The organism is Chitinophaga silvatica (assembly GCF_003419895.1).
Taxonomy (GTDB): Bacteria; Bacteroidota; Bacteroidia; order Chitinophagales; family Chitinophagaceae; genus Chitinophaga; species Chitinophaga silvatica.
Map to the genome: position 1 here is coordinate 215,072 of NZ_QPMM01000006.1, position 20,497 is coordinate 235,568.

Sequence of the window (20,497 nt, forward strand, 5' to 3'; positions counted from 1 at the left end):
TATCAATAAAAACCTTGCATTATGTCGTTCATCAAAGAATTTAAAGAATTTGCCATGAAGGGCAATGTAATGGATCTTGCTGTGGCTGTGATTATTGGAGGGGCGTTTGGAAAGATTGTTACATCGCTGGTAGACAATATTCTCATGCCAGTAATTGGCCTGTTCACCCGAGGCAAAAACTTTAATGATTATTTTATCCAGCTCGATGATAGTAAAGGTGTTATGCACACTCTTACAGAAGCAAAGGATAAAGGTGTTGCTGTATTTGCATACGGAGCATTTTTACAAAGTGTTATCGACTTTTTAATTATTGCTTTTTGTATTTTCTTAATTGTAAAGTTTATGAATAAACTGACCAACAGAAAAGCAGAAGCTCCGGCATTAACTACATCTGAAAAATTACTGACAGAAATCAGAGATGAGTTGAAAAAACCATAGTTTTTTATTTATAATATTTCATCCCTCCCCAAACCGCCAGGTAACTATCAACCTCCTGGCGGTAGAGTCATTTATACTTATATTAAACACAGATCAATGAAGAAATTTGGTTTATCCATTACCTGCATGCTACTTGGAGTATTATCGTTGCAGGCCCAAAATGATTGGACTAAGAAATCCAGAGAAGAAGTTGCCGGAAAAATTAAAAAAGATGCCTCCGACACCTCCACCAGAGTTTGGAGAAAAGGAATGAACTTCAATGTAAATGTTAACCAGGGAAGCCTTACCAACTGGGCTGCCGGCGGTGATAAATTTACCTTTTCACTCGGTTCCAATGTTTATGGTTGGGCATTTTATAAAAGAGGAAGAAGATCCTGGGATAATGTGGCTGATCTGGCATTTGGCTATATCAACACCACAAGTCTGGGCGGCCGGAAAAGCGACGACCGTATCGATCTGACAACTAAATACGGTTATGACATAGGAAGAAAATGGTATGTAAGCGGATTAGTGAATCTACGTACCCAATTTGCCAACGGATATCAATATCCTAACGACACTACAAGATTATTATCGTCTCAATTCTTTGCTCCTGCATATGTGCTGGTATCGCCGGGTTTTGATTATAAGCCTGATAACTCTTTCTCCCTGTTCCTCTCTCCTGTTACCTCCCGTTTTGTATTCGTGATGAACGATTATTTATCCAAACAAGGAGCATACGGAGTTGATACTGGAAAGCATTTCAGATACGAGATAGGCGCTTATTTATCGGCAAACTTTAAGAAAACCTTTGCGAAAAATATGACTTATAAAGGCCGTCTCGATCTGTTCTCGGATTATCGGCATAATCCGCAGAACGTAGATGTATTCTTCACAAATGCTTTGGAATTAAAAGTTAACAAATGGATTTCAGCTTTGCTGACCCTAGATATGATATATGATGATGATGTAAAAGTGTTTGAAAATAAGAAAACTGGGGTGATGGGCCCTCGATTACAGGTCAAACAGGTGATTGGGGTTGGGTTTGCCGCAAAACTGTGATTCGCTGGATTTTTGTTATCTTGCTAGCAAAGTTGCTAAGGAAGAAAGGAAATATGAGTTTTAAATTATCTCTTTTGCCACTTAGCCTCCTTAGCTTCTTTGCGAGCAATACTATCACATTTTAAATTCATTACGTGAACGAGCAAGCACCTGTTTATAAAATTAAGCTACCGCAATTTGAAGGTCCTTTTGACCTGTTGCTGTTCTTTATTGAGCGTGATGAACTTGATATTTATAATATCCCAATCAATAGTCTGACACAGGATTTCCTGGACTATATACATCATATAGAATCTCTCAATATTGAATTGGCCAGCGAGTTTATATTGTTTGTGTCAACCCTCATGCGAATCAAGGCTAAAATGCTGTTGCCCCGTAAAGAACTGGATGAGCAAGGCAATGAAATAGATCCACGCATGGAGTTGATCGACAAAATCCTGGAATATAAGCGCTACAAAATTGCGGCAGCGGAATTAGCCGAAATGGAAGCTGAGCGCATGCTTCAGGTGAAACGTGGGAATATTGCCAAAGAACTGGCAGAAATTGGTGAAATAACCAGCGAAGGAACTGAAGTTCAGACACTTACCCTCTTTAAGCTCACGAAAACCTTTGAAAAGGTTATTCAACGCATGAAAGAGCGGGATAATAAACCTCAGCACGTGGTGTATAAATACGATTACACCATGGAGGGCTCAAGAATGTACATGGAAGAATTAGCAAGAGCAGAAAGAACACTTTCTTTCGAAAAAATATTCGACCATTGTAAAGACAGAGTACACGCCATATTCCTCTTCTTAAGTATGCTAGAACTGGTACAGATGAAGCATATGGGGATTATGGTGGGAGAAGGTAGAAACAATTTTATCATTGAATACATAGATCCTTCCGACAGAGAGGAAGAACCTGCAGGAGTTGTAATAGATGGCTGAGAAACGTGGAAATATAGAGATAGTAACCTTACCTGAGTATGCTCAGGCAGATCCTGGATTTGTAGTATCCGGACTGTGTGAATTAGGGAATAGCTTCTTCGATCAGATCGGAGTGCCGCATCGACACGATTTTTACACCATTTACTGGATAAAGAAGGGTAAACTTCTCCAGACTATCGACACTGTTACCTATGAAGTAAAGAAGAATACTTTATTCTTTATTGCTCCCGGCCAGGTTCATAATTTACAAGCAAGTGAGAAGATAGATGGATATATGATTGCCTTCAGGGATGCATTCATGTGTTTGAAAGATCAGGTGCAGGTTTCAGGGATCAATTCAGGTCTTTTCTTCAATAACCAGTTCAGCAGTATTATTCATCTGAATGATGAACAGGAAAAAGATATTGAAGCAATTGTAAGATTAATGATGAAGGAACTTACTACCCGTGAACCTGAATATGAAACAGCGTTACATGGATTATTAAGATACTTCCTTGTGTTAGCTTCCCGCATTAAGGGCGAAAACGTGGCTATAACCGCAGATCAGCATGCTGCTCATAATAGTTCGGTTTTCCTCAAATTTAAAAACCTCATAGAGGAGAAATATACGACCCTGAAAACAGTGTCTGAATATGCCGAATTATTGCATATTAAGCCTGTTTTACTCAATGAAATCAGTAAACAATTGTCTGGTATTACAGCGGGTGAACACATCCGTAACCGGGTTATTTTAGAAGCTCAGCGCTATCTTTATAATACCGACCTCACTGCTAAGGAAATTGCCTATAAACTAGGGTTTGATGACCCCCATTACTTTAGCCGCTTCTTTAAAAAATATACTAATCAGAGCCCTTCCGAATTTAAGGATGCTTCCCGCTCATCCGTAAGCCCATTTTCTTCCTGAATTACCGTTTTTTGAAAAAAGTCCATCACTCGCGGTGTTTTATCCATTCCTAAACGATGTTGTAACACGTAATTTTGTGTTATCAAGTTACAGGAGTGATTATGAAAACACAAAAAAATGTAAATCAAATCGTTATAGCTGCCGCACCACATATGGTGGGAGATGGATTCAGGGTACAAAGCACCTTACCCGGTGGTACCCGATCTGAAAATAACAGGATCAGTCCGTTTATCATGCTGGATTATTCCGCACCTAATTATATACCTCCGGCTCCTCAACCTAAGGGAGTAGGTGAACATCCTCACAAGGGATTTGAAACAGTAACTATCGTTTATCAGGGCGAATTAGAGCATAGAGATTCTACTGGTAGCCATGGTAAATTATTCCCTGGAGATGTTCAGTGGATGACTGCAGGTGCTGGAATTTTACACGAAGAGAAATTCAGTGAAGACTTTACGAAACTTGGCGGTAAAGCAGAATTTGCACAGTTGTGGGTAAATCTGCCGAAGGCTAATAAAAACACACCTCCCGCTTATCAAAACCTTACTAAAGCCGATATACCGGTTGTAAGTGCAGGTAATGGAAGCAGTGTTAGAGTAATAGCAGGTAATTACAACGATGTAAAAGGAGCTGCAAGTACCTTTTCTCCGGTGAACGTATGGGATGTTCATATCAAAGCCGGTGATGAACTGAGCTTTTCAATTCCGGCAAATTTCAATACTGCAACAGTAGTAATGCAAGGTGCAGTTAAGATAAACGGCGCCGAAGTGAAAGCAGTACAAACCGCATTGTTTGATCAATCCGGAACTGAAATATCTATCGTTGCTACACAGGATACCAACCTGTTGTTATTAAGCGGTGAACCAATCAACGAGCCGATTTTCGCATATGGTCCGTTTGTCATGAATACTGAAGAAGAAATCATTACAGCAATTAACGACTATAATGCCGGAAAATGGGGCAGTTTATAAATCAATATTTATTAAAATTTTAAAACACTATAATTATTATGGCTACCTGGAAAATTGACCCTTCACACAGTGATGTACAATTTAAAGTAAAACACCTGATGATCACTACAGTTACCGGACAGTTCGCAAAATTTGATGCGACCATGCAAACCGCAGATAGTGATTTCAGTACTGCAAATATTTCTTTTGAGGCAGATATCGATAGCATTTCTACTCAAAATACCCAACGTGATCAGCACCTTCAGGCTGCCGATTTCTTTGAAGCTGATAAGTTTCCGAAATTATCTTTCGTTTCAAAAGAAGTGAAAAAGATTGATGACGAAAATTATAAACTGGTAGGAGACTTAACCATTAAAGGAAATACCAAACCAGTAGAACTGAATGTAGAATTCGGTGGTGAAGTGGTTGATCCATATGGCCAGACAAAAGCCGGATTTGAGCTTAGTGGTAAAATTAATCGTAAAGACTTTGGACTTACTTTTAATGCAACTACTGAAACCGGTGGAATTCTGTTGAGTGATGAAGTACGTTTATTGGCTAGCGTGCAAATGGTTAAACAATAAAATAATTAATAAGGAATGGTGTTTTCATCATTCCTTAAAATATTTAGGATATGGATATTTTAGAGAAGTTGGAATGGCGTTATGCCGTGAAAAAGTTTGATCCAACTAAGAAATTGAATAAAGAGCAGTTAGAGAAATTATTGGCAGCAACCAGATTGTCGGCTTCTTCTTTCGGATTACAGCCCTATAAGATTATAGTTGTAGAAAATCCTGCTGTCAGAGAACGTTTGAAAACTGTGTCCAATAATCAGAGTCAGATTACCGATGCATCTCACTTAGTAGTGTTTGCAAGACATGCAGACCTCGGAGAAAAGCATGTAGATGCATATATCAATAACATTGCAGATACCAGAAGTATAGCCAAAGAAAATCTTGCAGGATTTTCAGACGCAATGAAAGGAACTGTTAATAAATTAGGCGAGGCTGGAACAGCTATCTGGACATCCAAGCAGGCATATCTGGCACTTGGAACGTTATTGACAGCAGCAGCCATTGAAGGAATCGACGCTTGTCCGATGGAAGGATTTAATGCAGCAGAATACGATGATATTTTAGAATTGAAAGAAAGAAGCTTATCGGCAGTGGTTATTGCGGCAGTAGGGTTCAGAGCAGAAGAAGATATGATGCAGCATGCTAAGAAAGTGCGTAAACCTTTGAATGATTTAGTAGAAATCATTTAAGGGGTTGCTCGCAAAGACGCAAAGAAGCAAAGACGCAAAGGGATTTTTTTGAGAAGCATAAGGATTGATACAATTTTTAAGGGATCTGAAGAATTTTTGTTATAAATAATAACCCTTCAAAATCTCTTAATAATAACTACTTCAATCCTTATGCTTCTTAAAAAAATCCCTTTGCGTCTTTGCTTCTTTGCGCCTTTGCGAGAAAATTCCTTTTTTTTTGTAATTTGGGCCTCCGCACTGCATTTTTCTAACGAAAAAAATAAATAAAACATGAAAAGATTCGCATCTGCAAACTGGCAAGGTACCGGAAAAGAAGGAAAAGGTACTTTAACCACTCAGTCGACTATATTAGATAAAACTCAGTATTCTTTTTCAAGCCGTTTTGAAGAAGGTGCCGGTACTAACCCTGAAGAGTTAATTGCTGCTGCACACGCTGGTTGCTTCACCATGAAACTGAGCTTTATCATTTCAGGTGCTGGTTTAACTCCGGGAAACATCGATACTAAATGCACTATTACTCTCGATAATGGTACTATTACTACCAGCCACCTCGAAGTAAAAGCAAGTGTACCTGGTTTGGATGCTGCTAAATTTGCTGAATTCGTAAAAGATGCTGAAGCAAACTGCCCGGTTAGCAAATTGCTGAATGCAACTATTACCAGTGAAGCTGTTTTGGTATAAATTACTTACCATAAAGGTTATGAATAGGTCGACCAACTGGTTGACCTATTTTTTTGCCAATATTTGTCCATCCTTTTCAACAGTTGGTCCATTCCTTAACGGGGTCAAATAATCGATCTTTGTATTGTTAAAAAAAAGGAAGTGAGTTATGAAAAAAATTATTCATCGCGCCGATACCAGAGGATTTGCTAACCATGGTTGGTTAAAGAGTCATCATACTTTTAGCTTTGCAAATTATTATGATCCTAATCGCATTCATTTTGGTGCATTAAGAGTATTTAACGACGATTCAGTGAAAGGAGGAATGGGCTTTGGTGCACATCCCCATGATAATATGGAAATTGTATCTATTGTGCTGGATGGTGCATTGGAACATAGAGATAATACCGGCAAGCAGGAGATAATTAAAAAGAACGATGTTCAGTTGATGAGTGCAGGAACCGGAGTGATACACTCGGAGTTTAATGCATCAAAAACAGAAGACGTTAACTTTTTGCAGATCTGGGTTATTCCGAATGAACGGAATGTGACACCACGATATGCACAGAAAACATTTGATCCGGCTACTCGTGAAAATTCTTTGCAGGTAATTATTTCTCCCGACCGTAGTGAAGATAATTTATGGTTACATCAGGATGCCTGGTTTTCTTTAGGAAAATTTGATGCAGGAAAAACTTTAGATATAACGCAAAAGGCGGCTGGCATTGGATCTTATCTGTTTGTATTGAATGGGGAATTGGAAGTAGCAGGAGAAACTTTAGGAACCCGTGATGCAATAGGATTATCAGATTATGATGTTGAAACAATTAAAGTAAACAAATCGGCAGAGTTTTTGTTAATAGATGTTCCAATGTTACAATAGTTCTTATTGGAATTTCTTACTAACCCATTATATAAAAGATCAGCTGAAAGGCTGATCTTTTTTTTATACTTTTATTTGCCACTATAGCGTATATACATGATACTAGCAACCGATCTTGACGGAACATTTTTAGGAGGAGATACTACCATTCGCCAACAATTATATTCTCTGATTGAGGAAAATAAGGATATCAGATTAGTATTTGTAACCGGACGAGGTATTCGAAGTGTATTAAATTTATTGGAAGATAAATTTATACCTAAGCCGGAATATATGATTTGTGATGTGGGGGCCACCGTTACGCATTTTTCTACATTAGCAGCTGTAGAACCAGTACAGTCGCTGATTGCAGGCAGATGGCCAGGTGATGCGGTTAGAGAATCGATGAAAGAGGTAAAGGGGTTATTACATCAGGAAGCACAACAACAATTCAGGTGTTCTTACTATTACGATCAGCATACTGATATAGAAAATGCGCGGGCTATGGCGGCAACCTGGCAATGCGATCTCTTGCTATCGGCCGGAAAATATTTGGATGTATTACCTCCCGGAGTTAATAAAGGGTTCACGTTGGTAGAGTTACTGAAAGTAATGGCATATCCGCATGAAAAGGTATTGGTAGCAGGCGATTCCATGAATGATCTGGCTCTATTTGAAGCAGGATTTAAAGGGGTAGTTGTTGGAGGAGCTGAAGAGGAATTGGTTACCAGAACTGCAAACATGCCGCATGTATTGCAGGCCGGCAATATAGGTGCAGGAGGAATTTTAGAGGCAATGGCTTACTTTTCCGAGTTCAAAAGTTTCTTACCAAAAGGTTAATGAATTAATTGAGCCATCATCAAAAAGTTGTACCTTCATAGAGGTCTATTACCGGTAATTTGAAGTCTTGATCGTTCGTTTGGATATGAGCCAGTGCGCATTATTAACCAGACAATCATGTACCATGGAAATGACAACTCTCTCCGAAGAATTACATCAGCTTGCATCCTGGAAAGAAGAAGTAAATGAAGTCAGGAATGAAGTAAAATTAATGAGGGAAAGATTAGAACAAATTGTACTTAGCGACGCTCCCAAAGAAGTGATGGCAAAAGTAGAACACTTCGAAAACAGATTACTCCGTCAAAGAGAAGTAGCAGATGAAATGTTTCACGACCTAAAACAGTGTGCAAAAAAATTATCAGATAAGCCTGTAACGATAGTGCATCACGATCCGCCCATTGCAAATTTTCAGGCCATGCAACGCCGTATGGATACTTTTCAACAACTGTATATGGAGCTAAAAAGCGACTTCAACCGTTTTATGCCGGGCGACGAATCACTGTAGCTTTTTTACTTTATTCTCAATTTTATGAATGATATGATCCAATTGTTGAGTGGATTCATATAACCATTCCATTAATTGTGTATTTAATTTGATATCCTGATTGCTTTTATCGAATAAATCGGTGATGCTAAGTATGGATACCACAGGCCGTCTGATTTCATGAGAATTGATCCAGGCTATTTCCTTTAATGCCTTGTTCTGTTCCTCCAGCAATATTGCCTGTTTAACATGCTTATCTATATCCTGCATGATACCAATCATGCGGGCAGGAATTTCGTTATCATAAATAATAAACCCTCTGTCGAGCACGTGTTTATAATTACCGTCACCGCACAGGAATCTGTATTCTTCTGACCAATAGTGTGAATATCCCTCAAAGGCCGCACGAAGAGAGCTCTTGATTCGCAGGAAGTCGGAAGGGTGTATATTATCTTCCCACCATTGCATAGCCTCTCCGTCTTTATTTTTATAATGAAAACGTTCGGGTAATCCGTGATTCCATTTTATCTTTTTACCAATAAGATCTTTATCATAAATAGCATCGTTGGTTGCTTTAGCAAGCAATTCAAATCTTACACTCAGATCATGGGCTTCCTTAGCTTCCTTGATTTGCTCATCAACATCCTTTGCCATTATAAATCTGGCATCTTTCCCGTAGTAAATGGCTGGCAGTGAATATATTTCAACATAAAAATTACTGCCATCGCGCTTTTTATGTTTCCATATCCCTTTATACTCCCCTTCTGTAGCACATCTCTCTTTTGTATTTTCCATGAACTTGTGAACATCTTCCTTATTACGTATATCTTTTAATGTTAGCTGCTGGAATTCTTTCTTACTATATCCATATTTCCTTACAGCTGCATGGTTGACAGACAGAAAGCGGAGCGTTTTTCTTTCGTATATCCACATAGGGATAGGATAACTATCGAACAAATGCTCGTATTGAATAGAGCGAAATGTACGATACAATAAATAGAGGAGTGTACAACCTGTAAGTAGGTTGATACTTAGCAACAGGTGGTGTAAACCGGTGTCTTTTATGAAGAATAATAAGCCATTAGATGTAATGACAACAAACAATAAGATTAGAAACACAACCTTCATGGGGGCATTCTGCATTATCTCATTTTACTAATAAATTAACCAAAATTCAATCAATAGAAAAATATTGATAAAAAAAATTGCATGAATAGTTCAATTTCCTGTCTAGATCTCCAATATTACCTGCTTACTAACAGGATAGCCTACACAGGTAAGTACCAACCCTTCAGTTAATTCTTTATCTGTCAGTACCTCATTCACAGACATCCATACTTTGCCACTAATGCATTGGGCAGTGCAGGAGCCGCAAACCCCGCCCTTACAACTGTAAGGTAGTCTGATATCCTGTTCCAGTGCATGATTGAGGATAGTTTGGTTACCCGGAACCATCATCTCTATATCTTCATTCTTATAACGAATGATTACCTGTTTGAGATCAGTATCATCTGGCAGCGGAGTTTTTGCAATTTTTACCTCTGTGTTAACAACAAAGTTTTCTTTATGCAACTGATCGTTGCTAAAGCCCATATATGTTAGCGTTAGTAAGATAGTGCGCATATAATCAGGAGGACCGCAGAGAAAGAAGAGCGCCGAGGCCGGATCATACTTTAAATGTGAAGATACCAGTGTTTCCAGCAAAGTATTGTTCAATCTTCTGTAGGTATGCATACTATCGGGGTCGTTACTGAAAAGATAAATACAGCTTAACTGTTCGGGATACTGTTGCTGCCATTGCTGGAGCTGCTCGTAGAATATTGTTCTTTCTGGAGTTGTATTACTATATATTAGTTTGATATGAGCAGATGGATCGTCTGCTAATATTTGTTTTAAAATTGAATAGACAGGAGTTATTCCACTACCGGCAGCGAGCAGGAAAACATCTTTAGGAGTAGTTGTAATTGTTGGATAAACAAATCTTCCTGAAGGTTCAAGGGCTGTTACTACATCTCCAACTTTCCATGATCTCAGTAAATGCCTTGAGATCTCTCCGTTTTCTTTTTCCCGGATTGTAACAGAAATAAATGGATCGATGCCCGGAGATGAGCTAAAAGAATAGGATCTTCTATATTCTTTTCCGTGCAGGGTTATAAGGAAAGTGAGGAATTGGCCGGCCTGATAATCGAGTTGCTGATCAGAAATATTTTCTAGGATATAGGTTTTGGTGCCTGGTGTTTCTACAATGACTTTGCTTATGCGTAGCGTTAAATACATGATAAATGGCTAAAAAAAAGAGGTTGTAATTATTACAACCTCTTTTGATATTTTAAACAGTAACTGTTATTTTTTCTTTCATCAATTCCCTGGTTACCTGGGCTATTGAGCGGGCGTCGAAGCCGCATTCGCGGTATAGTTCTTCTGGTTTGCCATGTTCAATGATTCTGTCAGGAATACCTAATATTTTGACGGTAGCGGAGTAGTTATTAGCTGCCATGAATTCTACGATAGCAGTTCCGAAGCCGCCAACAACGGTACCATCTTCAACGGTGATAACCTTGTCGAACGAGGTGAATACTTCATGAAGCATGGCCTCATCCAGTGGTTTTACGAACCGCATATCGTAATGTGCGGGTTGCAAGCCATCAGTCATCAATTCTTTGCAGGCATCCATAACGAAGTTACCGGTATGGCCCAGTGAGAGAATGGCAATATCTTTTCCGTCGCGGATTTTGCGTCCGGTACCGGTTTTAATTGCTTTAAACGGAGTGCGCCATTCAGGCATTACGCCCTGGCCGCGTGGATATCTGATCACATAAGGCAGATTATTATCTGGCAATTGTGCGCTATACATCAGGTTACGCAGCTCTTCTTCATTCATCGGAGCACTGATAATTACATTTGGTATGCCCCTCATGTAGGCTATATCGTAGGCGCCATGGTGAGTAGGGCCATCCTCTCCTACCAGTCCGGCTCTGTCGAGGCAGAAGACCACCGGTAGTTTTTGGATGATAGCATCATGAACGGCCTGATCGAAGGCCCTTTGGAAGAAGGAAGAGTAGATGGTACAAAATACCCGCATTCCCTGGGTAGCCATACCGGCGGAGAGTGTAACAGCATGTTGTTCACAAATTCCGACGTCGAAGGCTCTGTCCGGCATTTTTTCCATCATGAATTTGAGGGAAGAGCCAGAGGGCATAGCGGGGGTAATACCCAATATTTTATCATTTTTTTCTGCCAGTTCGATAATGGTATGGCCAAAAACATCCTGGTATTTAGGAGGTTGTGGAGCGGTAACCGGTTTTTTGAAGATTTCTCCGGTTATTTTATCGAATAGTCCCGGGGCATGCCAGGTTGTTTGGTCCTTTTCTGCGAGAGCATATCCTTTACCTTTAGTGGTAACGATGTGAAGCAGTTTAGGGCCTGGAATATCTTTAAGATCCTGAAGGGTATCAGCTAATTTAGTGATGTTGTGGCCATCGATTGGTCCGAAGTAGCGCATTTTAAGTGCTTCGAACAGGTTGCTCGACTTAGAAACTACTCCTTTGAGGCTGGCTTCTAATTTTGAGGCCATATCGCGGGTAAATTTCTTTCCGATAGGGAGTTTGCCGAGCAGGTTCCAGACATCGTCCCTCATTTTGTTATAAGTTGGGGAGGTAGTGATATCTGTGAGATATTCTTTGAGCGCACCTACGTTAGGGTCGATAGACATGCAGTTATCGTTGAGGATAATCAGCACGTTGGCGTTGGCTACCCCGGCGTGGTTCAGTGCTTCGAAGGCCATTCCGGCTGTCATGGCGCCATCGCCGATTACTGCAATATGCTGGCGATCGAATTCTCCTTTATAGTGAGAAGCCATTGCCATTCCCAGAGCGGCAGAAATGGAAGTAGAGGAGTGACCAACCCCGAAGGTATCGTATTCACTCTCGTCTCTTTTCGGGAATCCGCTGATTCCTTTATATTTCCGGTTTGTAGGAAATGATTCCCTACGGCCGGTAAGTATTTTATGGCCATAAGCCTGGTGACCAACATCCCAAACCAGTTGATCGTAAGGCGTATTGAATACATAGTGCAATGCCACCGTCAGTTCAACAACTCCCAAACTGGCCGCAAAGTGGCCACCATGCACACTTACTACGTCAATGATGTACTGACGTAATTCCTCACATACCTGGTGAAGCTGATCTTTATTCAGCTTACGCAAATCAGAGGGGTATTCGATTTGGCTTAACAGTTGACCTGCCTTTATATTCATAATGTGGCTCGGATTTTATGATTTGTTAGGAGACAAAAATACATATAAAATATGATCTGAACCACGGAAATTAGGCAGGTTTTCGTATATTTCACCATTCAGGTATTTTCATCTGCCATTTACCGATGCTGATTCGCCATTTATAACAATTCAGTATAAAAAGGGGGTATGTGAGGGGTATTTTTGGAATAACTGTAAGTTTACTAATTTGATCAAATGTTTAGGCAAATAAACAAATATTGGTGGTGTCAGATAGTGGGATGGTCTATTTATCTTCTGATCAATTTATTTTTTACATTAACGAACGGAGTATCCATTTATTCTCCATACTTCTGGATTAATGCATTAACCCTGGTGTTGTTTGCCTTCTTTGGGGTTTTATCCACACATCTGTTTCGTACACTGATTCACCAGTTAAACTGGGTTTATTTCAGTATTGAGAAACAAATAATGCTTTTTCTGAGCCTGATGATAGGTTCAGCTTTAACACTATATGTTGGATATTACCTGGTTGGCGGTATATGGTTAAAAATCGTAACAACTCCGGTATTTGTGGTAATCGGGTCGGCCACGGTGATAGCGTTATTGTGGTGGATTTTATATTTCCTATGGCATTATGTGGAGAAGAACCGGATGGCACAGGTAGATCAGTTGAAATTAGAGGCCACTGTTAAAGAACTTGAGCTTAAAACCATTAAAGCTCAGATGAACCCTCATTTTATTTTCAATGCATTGAATAGTATCAGGGCATTGATAGATGAAAATCCACAAAGAGCCAGAACTGCCATTACAGAATTATCTAATATTCTGAGAAGCTCCATGCAAACGGAAAAAGCGGAAACAGTGAGTCTGGAGAACGAATTAAACATCGTAAAAGATTATCTTGCACTTGAACTTATCCGATTTGAGGAACGATTGAGCGTAAAGTATGAAATAGATCCGGATACCCTGGAACTTCAGGTACCTCCGATGATGTTGCAGACATTGGTTGAAAATGCCATAAAGCATGGAATTTCGCGTATTATAATGGGTGGTTACGTGAATATTCACTCCTCAATAAAGGGATCCCAACATATTATTACTATTGAAAATACAGGTCAGATAGTGGATGATAAGGGAAAAGGGTTTGGATTACAGAGCACCAGACAGCGTCTGAGCCTGCTATTTGGAAGTAAAGCTTCCTTTGAAATCAGAAATAAGGATGAGCAAACGGTTGAAGCTAAAGTAGTAATGCCATTGCTCTAAAAAATATAGATGTTTAACAATTTTAAATCATCAACCAAACTTCATATTGCCAATGAAAAAAGCATTGATAATAGATGATGAACGACTGGCCAGAAGTGAACTTAAAAAACTGCTGGCTGATCACCCGGAAATAGTGGTGGTAGGAGAAGCTGTGAATGCGAAGGATGGTATAGAGAAGATAGAGTCGCTGCATCCCGACTTGCTGTTTCTTGATATTCAGATGCCCGATAAAACAGGATTTGATTTACTGGCAGATCTTGAAAAAGCACCACAGGTAATATTTACAACAGCTTACGACGAATATGCGTTGAAAGCATTTGAGTATAATGCATTAGACTATTTGCTTAAGCCAATAGAACCTAAGCGTTTGGCGGATGCAATTCATAAGCTGCATCAGCAGGATGAAAAAGATAGAATGGCTTCTTCTACAGGAATTCGTTCTTTACTTTCAGAGAACGATCAGGTTTTTGTAAAAGACGGAGATCGTTGTTGGTTTGTGAAATTGCAGGAAATTCGCCTGTTTGAAAGTGTGGGAAACTACGCCAGGGTGTATTTTGAAGCAAATAAGCCGCTGATCCTCAAATCTCTGAATGCTTTGGAAGAACGTTTGGATGAACGTACTTTTTTCAGAGCCAACAGAAAGCATATTGTGAATCTGAGAATGATTGAAAAAATTGATACGTATTTCAACGGTGGATTATTGCTGGAAATGAAGGGAGGAGAGAAAATTGAGGTGAGCAGGCGTCAGGCTGTTAAGTTCAAAGAAATGATGAGCTTGTAATTTTTATCAATCTAAAAGAATATTTATAAAGGATTTTGTTGACGAATTTAATTCGAAAACAAAATCCTTTATTATTTTGATACTTAAATTAACATATTGATTATTAATAAGTTGTGTAGTTATTTATTTGTTGAAAGAATTCTTTGTTAGTAAATTTGTATAGTAACTTCTGAATAAATAATGTTTTTTAAGGGAAAGGTAAATATCAAAATTCCTGGGACCTCTGCGAATTAATTAAGCCCAAATGAAGTGACGATTGGAATCTTGTATGAATCTTTTTTCATGATGCTTAAATTTATCTGAAAGTGATGTTCAGAAAGTAGTTTGAAGGGATTGAAAAGGATGATTTATATAGATTGATGAAGATATTTTGATTGGGGGTATTAAAAGAAAAAGGGTTTGATCAGTTATTGATCAAACCCTTTTTCTTTAAAAAGTTATTGAATTAAACGTTTACTGGTACTGAGTGTACAGCATCTGCCAATTCTTTTATCAGAGAAAGATCTTTTTCGATTGCATTACCAACAACTAATATGTCGGCACCTGCTTTGCAGTTCAGATAAGCTTTTTCAGCATCCTTAATACCACCACCTACGATGATAGGAGCTTGAACGTGACTGGCAACTCTGTTAATCATGCTTTCGGTAATTGGTACTTTGGCACCGCTTCCGGCATCCATGTAAATTACTTTCATGCCAAGCATTTCGCCTGCCATGGCAGTACAGAGAGCAATATCGGCTTTATCTGCTGGGATAGGAGTAGTGTTGCTTATATAAGAAACAGTGGTAGGCGCACCACCATCAATTACCATGTAACCAGTAGAAATTACTTCTAATCCACTTTTCTTAACAGCAGCAGCTGATACCACATGCTGACCAATCAATAATTCCGGGTTTCTCCCAGAGATTACCGAAAGATATAGCAAGGCATCGGCATATTTAGAAACTTGTGAAGGGCTACCAGGAAATAACACAACTGGAATATCACAGCTTGCTTTGAGTTGTTGCACACATTCATCGAGATGGTCCGATATTACTAAACTACCACCAAGGAAGATGTAATCAACTTTGGCAGCAGTACATTTGGCTGCAAGTTCAATTATACCGGCAGGAGTAACCTTATCCGGATCTATTAAAACCGCGAATGCCTTTTCTTTCTTAGCCTTTCTTTCGATGAACGAAGTGTATATTTTATTGTACATCAATAGCGCATTGTTCCGGTTGTCGCAAATGTATAATATTTTTATTAATAACACACATTGCTTAATAAACTAAATATATATGAATTCAATTCATTTTCTATTCATATTCTTCTTGATACCTACGATACTCTTTATTATACATCTATAATTTTAACTTTTCCGACAAATTTTGAGCCGAATTTAAAATAGGCGTCATAGTTATAACAAATGCCAGCCTAAACTGTTTTAACATTTTTCTCACATCTGTGCATAACAAAACCTCTGTTTGCTTCTTTTAAAAGTTTAATTTTAGATAACCCTCATTCACTAACCTCATTCCATTCACATAGAAAAACATTGGGCATGAAAAATCCAGGCAATCCTTTGAGTGGGCTCAATTTTACCCGCCATTTTACTAAAGAAGGTCAGAGTCCTTACGATCAGTTTACGTACGAATTACGCTCGTCTGTGATCCGCAATCCGGGTGGTGACGTAGTTTTCGAGATGAATAATGTGGAAGTACCATCGGGGTGGTCGCAAATTGCTACTGATATACTTGCACAGAAATATTTCCGGAAAGCAGGAGTACCGCAACCAGATGGGTCTACAGGCCGGGAAACTTCCATCAAACAAGTAGTGCATCGCATGGTTGATTGCTGGAAAAGCTGGGGCGAGAAATATGGATATTTTGCAAGTAAGGAGGATGCAGATATTTTTTATGATGAACTGACATTTTCCATGCTAAACCAATCTTGTGTGCCAAATTCGCCACAATGGTTCAATACCGGGTTATATTCATCATATGGAATTAAAGGGTCGCCACAGGGCCATTATTATGTAGAACAGCAAACCGGGAAGCTGGAAAAATCGACTTCCGCATACGAACGTCCTCAGCCCCATGCATGCTTTATTTTAAGCGTAAAGGACGATCTGGTAAATAAAGGTGGAATAATGGACCTCTGGTTGCGGGAAGCCAGAATCTTTAAATATGGGTCTGGAGTGGGCACCAACTACTCCTCTATTCGCGGAGATGGCGAAAAATTGAGCGGTGGAGGAACCTCCAGCGGCTTAATGAGTTTCCTGAAAATTGGTGACAGAGCTGCCGGTGCAATAAAATCCGGTGGTACCACCCGCCGGGCAGCCAAAATGGTATGCCTGGATCTCGATCACCCCGAAATAATGGAATTTGTAAACTGGAAAGTGGAAGAAGAAAAGAAAGTAGCTGCGCTGATAGCTGCCGGATATTCATCAGATTACGAAGGGGAGGCTTATAAAACAGTATCCGGACAGAATTCCAATAATTCTGTTCGTGTACCAAATAGTTTCTTCAAAGCATTGAAAGCAGATGCAGAATGGCCGTTAATTGCCCGAACCACCGGTAAAACTATAAAAACTGTCAGAGCTACCGAATTATGGGATCAGATTAATTATGCTGCCTGGAGATGTGCCGATCCGGGTACCCAATACGATACTACCATCAATGAATGGCATACCTGCCCCAAAGGAGGTCGTATTAATGCCTCCAATCCTTGTTCTGAATATATGTTCCTGGACGATACCGCCTGTAACCTGGCTTCTGTAAATCTTCGACGTTTCTTCGATGAAAAGACGCGTTTGTTTGATGTGCCTGGTTTTGAATACACTGTAAGACTATGGACGGTGGTTCTTGAACTATCGGTACTAATGGCACAGTTTCCGTCTGAGGAGGTAGCACAATTGAGTTATGATTACAGAACGCTGGGGCTGGGATATGCCAATCTGGGTTCTATGCTGATGGTAGATGGAATTGCTTACGACAGCGAAGAAGCCCGCGGAATTGCCGGGGCAGTATCAGCAATTATGACAGGGGTTGCCTATAAAACATCGGCAGAGCTGGCCTCAATTTTAGGTCCGTTCCCTAAATATAAAGAAAACAGCGCCGACATGCTGAGAGTAATGCGCAATCACCGTGCGGCGGCTTATGATGCCGCAGAAGCCTACGATGGATTGGAAATTAAGCCTCAGGGAATTAATGCCCGTTATTGCGAGGATTATTTGCTTAAAGCGGCTACCAAAGCCTGGGACGAAGCCGTAAAAATGGGTGAGCAATATGGTTACAGAAATGCACAAACCACTGTTATTGCCCCAACAGGAACAATAGGATTAGTCATGGATTGTGATACAACCGGCGTAGAACCTGATTTTGCACTGGTGAAATTTAAAAAGCTCTCAGGAGGTGGATATTTTAAGATCATTAATCAATCTATTCCTTCTGCTTTAAAAAATCTGGGATATAATGAACATGAAATAAAAGCAATAGTAGATTATGCAAAAGGTGCCGGAAGTTTTTCCGGCTCTCCGTATATCAATCACCAAACCCTTAGTGAGAAAGGGTTTATCGGAGAAGAACTTAAAAGATTAGATACAGCAGTTGCTTCCTCTTTCGATATTTCCTTTGTATTTAATGTGTATACGTTGGGCGAAGAATGTTTGCAAAGACTTGGATTTAAAGCAGAAGAATACTTTAACCTTGAATTCAGTTTATTGCATGCACTTGGATTTACAGATGAACAGATAGAGGCGGCAAATGACTATATATGTGGTACTATGACCGTAGAAGGTGCTCCCTATCTCAAAACAGAGCATTTGCCGGTTTTTGATACAGCCAATAAATGTGGAAAACATGGAGAGCGATATATTCATCCGCATGGTCATATAAGGATGATGGCAGCTGTACAGCCATTTATTTCCGGTGCGATTTCCAAGACGATTAACTTACCACATGAAGCTACAGTGGCCGAAATAGCTGACTCCTATATGATGAGTTGGGAATTGGGATTAAAAGCATGTGCATTATATAGAGATGGTAGCAAATTGAGCCAGCCACTTAGTAATAAAACAGAAAAGAAGAAGAAAGCAGAACAGGCAAATGTTCAGGGTGGTGACCTGAAACAGCTCCCCACAGAGGCTTTACTGGAAGAAGTAAATCAGCGTATGTTGGCGAGTCGGGATACCAAATTGAAGAGGCAGTTATCAAGAATCGTAGAACGGCAGGCCTTGCCGAGTAAAAGAGGGGGATTTACGCAGAAGGCGAATGTAGGTGGACAAGTAATTTTTCTGAGAACCGGAGAGTATAATGATGGAACATTAGGAGAGATCTTTATTGATCTGGCTAAGGAGGGTTCTACCCTTCGTAGTTTGATGAATTGTTTTGCGATAGCGGTGTCGGTAGGTTTGCAATACGGAGTTCCGTTGGAGGAATTTGTGGATAAGTTCATATTTACCAGGTTTGAGCCGGCGGGGCGGGTAGATCATCCAAATATTAAGTCGGCGACCTCATTGGTGGATTATATTTTCAGGGTATTGGGGTATGAATATTTGCAGCGGAGTGATTTAGTGCATGTACCTGATGAGGAAGATACAGAGGTAAATGAAGCAGAAGCGCCTTCGGCGTCAACAGTTCATGTAAAACCCGCGCCGGTGAAGGTGGCAGCGGGTCAGCAGCAGGAACAGGAGTATTTAAAACAGATGCAAAGCGATGCACCAGCATGTACGACATGCGGGCATATTACGGTCCGGTCCGGAACTTGTTATAAGTGTCTGAACTGCGGTACCAGTATGGGTTGTAGCTGATTGATGTTGCAACTTCTTGTTAATGATATGTTATTGTGCCTTTAAAATTTCAAAGAAAAATAACATGCCCTTACCTTTGTATTCAAATAGGGTTTTCATAGGATAGTAACAAATTGAGGGCGCTTTTCTAGGCGCCCTTACTTTTTAAGAAAACTCCTCCTTCTAAGTATAGCGATCGACGGCTCTGTCGATTGTGGTTTCCTTTTTTGTATTTGAAAATTTTCTAAAAAAATCGATTTTGTTGAAGCATTTAAAATTATGGCTTCAAATATTTGATTTTTTCTAATATTTAATCTTTTGCCCAACTCACGATATAATTTTATTATATTTGTTATTGTATTAATTTTTATTATGGTTACTGTCCTATGAAAAACCAAATATTCCTACACCGCGTGAATCATCATGCACTGTAAATGACTCTCGAAAGCAATGGTTCGTCCATTGCTTTTGTTTTTTTAGAAGATTTCCACGATTTTTTTGAGCCTGTTATAAATCTTCAAAAGATAATTGTATTTTTAGGATCGAAAATTTTGATACCTTATGAAGAAGCTGTTGTTCTTACTGTTGGTAGTTTTGACCGCAGTCGCTTCAGCAAATGCCAGCACTGGTTTCAAAAATGGGGATAATAACGGGGATAAAAACGGTGATAACAATGACAACCGTAATACCTCCTCCAAGAACACAAATGCCGCTGCCAAGCCTGTTAGGGTTGAAGAGTTTGTGTTAATGTTTCCACGATTAGAGCCAACTGAAAAAGTTGACGAAGCAGAGTTGGAGAAAGCTATAGTAGATTTGTACAAGTGGTATTTACAAAACGAAAACAAGATAAATACAGACGACTTCCTTAAAGGAGGTGGTAAGGAGATGGCTTTCCCTTTTAAAGTGGATCCTAAGACCTTGCAACAATATTTCCTTTTCATCAAGAAAAACTTTCCGGGCTTCGGAGAGGATGACCTATCCAACATAAAACGCACCAGGAAGAAAGAAGCTCCTGTTACTGTGCGGGATGAAATGGATAACCCTATGTCTATTTCCGTTAACAGATAAAATTC

At 39.6% G+C, this 20,497-nt stretch carries 19 protein-coding genes; 15 read left to right on the top strand and 4 right to left on the bottom strand.

All coding sequences use genetic code 11. The features are described 5' to 3' along the window. The first annotated feature begins 21 nt into the window (after window positions 1-21). The 11 genes from mscL (at window position 22) to DVR12_RS12065 (ending at window position 8,393) form a co-directional block, all read left to right on the top strand. The gene (gene mscL / locus DVR12_RS12015) at window positions 22-438 is read left to right on the top strand and encodes a large conductance mechanosensitive channel protein MscL (protein ID WP_116975918.1); all 417 of its coding nucleotides are present in this window, start codon (window positions 22-24) and stop codon (window positions 436-438) included. A gap of 96 nt (window positions 439-534) precedes the next feature. Next, window positions 535-1,479, top strand: a complete 945-nt coding sequence (locus DVR12_RS12020) for a DUF3078 domain-containing protein (RefSeq protein ID WP_116975919.1) — start codon at window positions 535-537, stop codon at window positions 1,477-1,479. A 134-nt stretch (window positions 1,480-1,613) separates the two neighbouring features. Then, complete coding sequence (locus tag DVR12_RS12025; protein WP_116975920.1) at window positions 1,614-2,408, top strand: segregation and condensation protein A; 795 nt, start codon at window positions 1,614-1,616, stop codon at window positions 2,406-2,408. Then, window positions 2,401-3,312: a helix-turn-helix domain-containing protein gene (locus DVR12_RS12030; protein ID WP_116975921.1), complete on the top strand. Its 912-nt coding sequence runs from the start codon at window positions 2,401-2,403 to the stop codon at window positions 3,310-3,312. Before DVR12_RS12025 ends, DVR12_RS12030 begins: the two co-directional genes overlap by 8 nt. 101 nt (window positions 3,313-3,413) lie before the next feature. Continuing rightward, window positions 3,414-4,283: a pirin family protein gene (locus DVR12_RS12035; protein ID WP_116975922.1), complete on the top strand. Its 870-nt coding sequence runs from the start codon at window positions 3,414-3,416 to the stop codon at window positions 4,281-4,283. A 38-nt stretch (window positions 4,284-4,321) separates the two neighbouring features. Further along, window positions 4,322-4,846, top strand: a complete 525-nt coding sequence (locus tag DVR12_RS12040) for a YceI family protein (RefSeq protein WP_116975923.1) — start codon at window positions 4,322-4,324, stop codon at window positions 4,844-4,846. A 50-nt stretch (window positions 4,847-4,896) separates the two neighbouring features. Further along, window positions 4,897-5,526, top strand: a complete 630-nt coding sequence (locus DVR12_RS12045; RefSeq protein WP_116975924.1) for an NAD(P)H-dependent oxidoreductase — start codon at window positions 4,897-4,899, stop codon at window positions 5,524-5,526. Window positions 5,527-5,796: 270 nt separating this feature from the next. Then, window positions 5,797-6,207: an OsmC family protein gene (locus DVR12_RS12050; RefSeq protein WP_116975925.1), complete on the top strand. Its 411-nt coding sequence runs from the start codon at window positions 5,797-5,799 to the stop codon at window positions 6,205-6,207. Window positions 6,208-6,355: 148 nt separating this feature from the next. Beyond that, the gene (locus DVR12_RS12055; RefSeq protein ID WP_116975926.1) at window positions 6,356-7,069 is read left to right on the top strand and encodes a pirin family protein; all 714 of its coding nucleotides are present in this window, start codon (window positions 6,356-6,358) and stop codon (window positions 7,067-7,069) included. A gap of 96 nt (window positions 7,070-7,165) precedes the next feature. Next, a complete protein-coding gene (locus tag DVR12_RS12060; RefSeq protein WP_116975927.1) occupies window positions 7,166-7,888 on the top strand; it encodes an HAD-IIB family hydrolase in 723 nt (240 codons plus the stop codon). 124 nt (window positions 7,889-8,012) lie between these two features. Continuing rightward, entirely contained in the window at window positions 8,013-8,393 is a 381-nt protein-coding gene (locus tag DVR12_RS12065; RefSeq protein WP_116975928.1) for a hypothetical protein, read from the top strand. Here the strand turns inward: DVR12_RS12065 and DVR12_RS12070 are convergent. From DVR12_RS12070 to dxs, 3 genes are all read right to left on the bottom strand, one after another. Continuing rightward, window positions 8,385-9,515: a PAS domain-containing protein gene (locus DVR12_RS12070; RefSeq protein ID WP_116975929.1), complete on the bottom strand. Its 1,131-nt coding sequence runs from the start codon at window positions 9,513-9,515 to the stop codon at window positions 8,385-8,387. The genes DVR12_RS12065 and DVR12_RS12070 overlap by 9 nt on opposite strands. An 87-nt stretch (window positions 9,516-9,602) precedes the next feature. Continuing rightward, the gene (locus DVR12_RS12075) at window positions 9,603-10,649 is read right to left on the bottom strand and encodes a flavin reductase family protein (protein ID WP_116975930.1); all 1,047 of its coding nucleotides are present in this window, start codon (window positions 10,647-10,649) and stop codon (window positions 9,603-9,605) included. A gap of 52 nt (window positions 10,650-10,701) precedes the next feature. Continuing rightward, window positions 10,702-12,627, bottom strand: a complete 1,926-nt coding sequence (dxs, locus tag DVR12_RS12080; RefSeq protein ID WP_116975931.1) for a 1-deoxy-D-xylulose-5-phosphate synthase — start codon at window positions 12,625-12,627, stop codon at window positions 10,702-10,704. A 216-nt stretch (window positions 12,628-12,843) separates the two neighbouring features. On the opposite strand from dxs, the gene DVR12_RS12085 reads away from it, so the two are divergent. Then, window positions 12,844-13,872 (top strand): sensor histidine kinase, encoded by a 1,029-nt coding sequence (locus DVR12_RS12085; protein WP_116975932.1) that lies wholly within the window; start codon window positions 12,844-12,846, stop codon window positions 13,870-13,872. Window positions 13,873-13,924: 52 nt separating this feature from the next. Beyond that, on the top strand, window positions 13,925-14,653 hold the full coding sequence (locus DVR12_RS12090; RefSeq protein WP_116975933.1) for a LytR/AlgR family response regulator transcription factor: 729 nt from the start codon (window positions 13,925-13,927) through the stop codon (window positions 14,651-14,653). A gap of 445 nt (window positions 14,654-15,098) precedes the next feature. Here the strand turns inward: DVR12_RS12090 and DVR12_RS12095 are convergent, their stop codons facing one another. Then, the gene (locus DVR12_RS12095) at window positions 15,099-15,854 is read right to left on the bottom strand and encodes a geranylgeranylglyceryl/heptaprenylglyceryl phosphate synthase (protein ID WP_116975934.1); all 756 of its coding nucleotides are present in this window, start codon (window positions 15,852-15,854) and stop codon (window positions 15,099-15,101) included. A gap of 342 nt (window positions 15,855-16,196) precedes the next feature. Between DVR12_RS12095 and DVR12_RS12100 the strand changes: the two genes are divergently transcribed. Further along, a complete protein-coding gene (locus DVR12_RS12100) occupies window positions 16,197-19,445 on the top strand; it encodes a vitamin B12-dependent ribonucleotide reductase (protein WP_116975935.1) in 3,249 nt (1,082 codons plus the stop codon). Window positions 19,446-19,985: 540 nt separating this feature from the next. Beyond that, entirely contained in the window at window positions 19,986-20,492 is a 507-nt protein-coding gene (locus tag DVR12_RS12105) for a hypothetical protein (RefSeq protein ID WP_116975936.1), read from the top strand. Window positions 20,493-20,497: the final 5 nt, after the last annotated feature.

Coding starts and splice junctions, on each gene's coding strand:
- DVR12_RS12035 (WP_116975922.1), top strand. CDS start 3,414: ATGAAAACACAAAAAAATGTAAATCAAATCGTTATAGCTGCCGCACCA.
- DVR12_RS12095 (WP_116975934.1), bottom strand. CDS start 15,854: ATGTACAATAAAATATACACTTCGTTCATCGAAAGAAAGGCTAAGAAA.
- DVR12_RS12045 (WP_116975924.1), top strand. CDS start 4,897: ATGGATATTTTAGAGAAGTTGGAATGGCGTTATGCCGTGAAAAAGTTT.
- DVR12_RS12040 (WP_116975923.1), top strand. CDS start 4,322: ATGGCTACCTGGAAAATTGACCCTTCACACAGTGATGTACAATTTAAA.
- DVR12_RS12030 (WP_116975921.1), top strand. CDS start 2,401: ATGGCTGAGAAACGTGGAAATATAGAGATAGTAACCTTACCTGAGTAT.
- DVR12_RS12070 (WP_116975929.1), bottom strand. CDS start 9,515: ATGCAGAATGCCCCCATGAAGGTTGTGTTTCTAATCTTATTGTTTGTT.
- DVR12_RS12105 (WP_116975936.1), top strand. CDS start 19,986: ATGAAGAAGCTGTTGTTCTTACTGTTGGTAGTTTTGACCGCAGTCGCT.
- DVR12_RS12055 (WP_116975926.1), top strand. CDS start 6,356: ATGAAAAAAATTATTCATCGCGCCGATACCAGAGGATTTGCTAACCAT.
- DVR12_RS12090 (WP_116975933.1), top strand. CDS start 13,925: ATGAAAAAAGCATTGATAATAGATGATGAACGACTGGCCAGAAGTGAA.
- DVR12_RS12060 (WP_116975927.1), top strand. CDS start 7,166: ATGATACTAGCAACCGATCTTGACGGAACATTTTTAGGAGGAGATACT.
- DVR12_RS12020 (WP_116975919.1), top strand. CDS start 535: ATGAAGAAATTTGGTTTATCCATTACCTGCATGCTACTTGGAGTATTA.
- DVR12_RS12075 (WP_116975930.1), bottom strand. CDS start 10,649: ATGTATTTAACGCTACGCATAAGCAAAGTCATTGTAGAAACACCAGGC.
- DVR12_RS12065 (WP_116975928.1), top strand. CDS start 8,013: ATGGAAATGACAACTCTCTCCGAAGAATTACATCAGCTTGCATCCTGG.
- DVR12_RS12100 (WP_116975935.1), top strand. CDS start 16,197: ATGAAAAATCCAGGCAATCCTTTGAGTGGGCTCAATTTTACCCGCCAT.
- DVR12_RS12050 (WP_116975925.1), top strand. CDS start 5,797: ATGAAAAGATTCGCATCTGCAAACTGGCAAGGTACCGGAAAAGAAGGA.
- DVR12_RS12085 (WP_116975932.1), top strand. CDS start 12,844: ATGTTTAGGCAAATAAACAAATATTGGTGGTGTCAGATAGTGGGATGG.
- mscL (WP_116975918.1), top strand. CDS start 22: ATGTCGTTCATCAAAGAATTTAAAGAATTTGCCATGAAGGGCAATGTA.
- dxs (WP_116975931.1), bottom strand. CDS start 12,627: ATGAATATAAAGGCAGGTCAACTGTTAAGCCAAATCGAATACCCCTCT.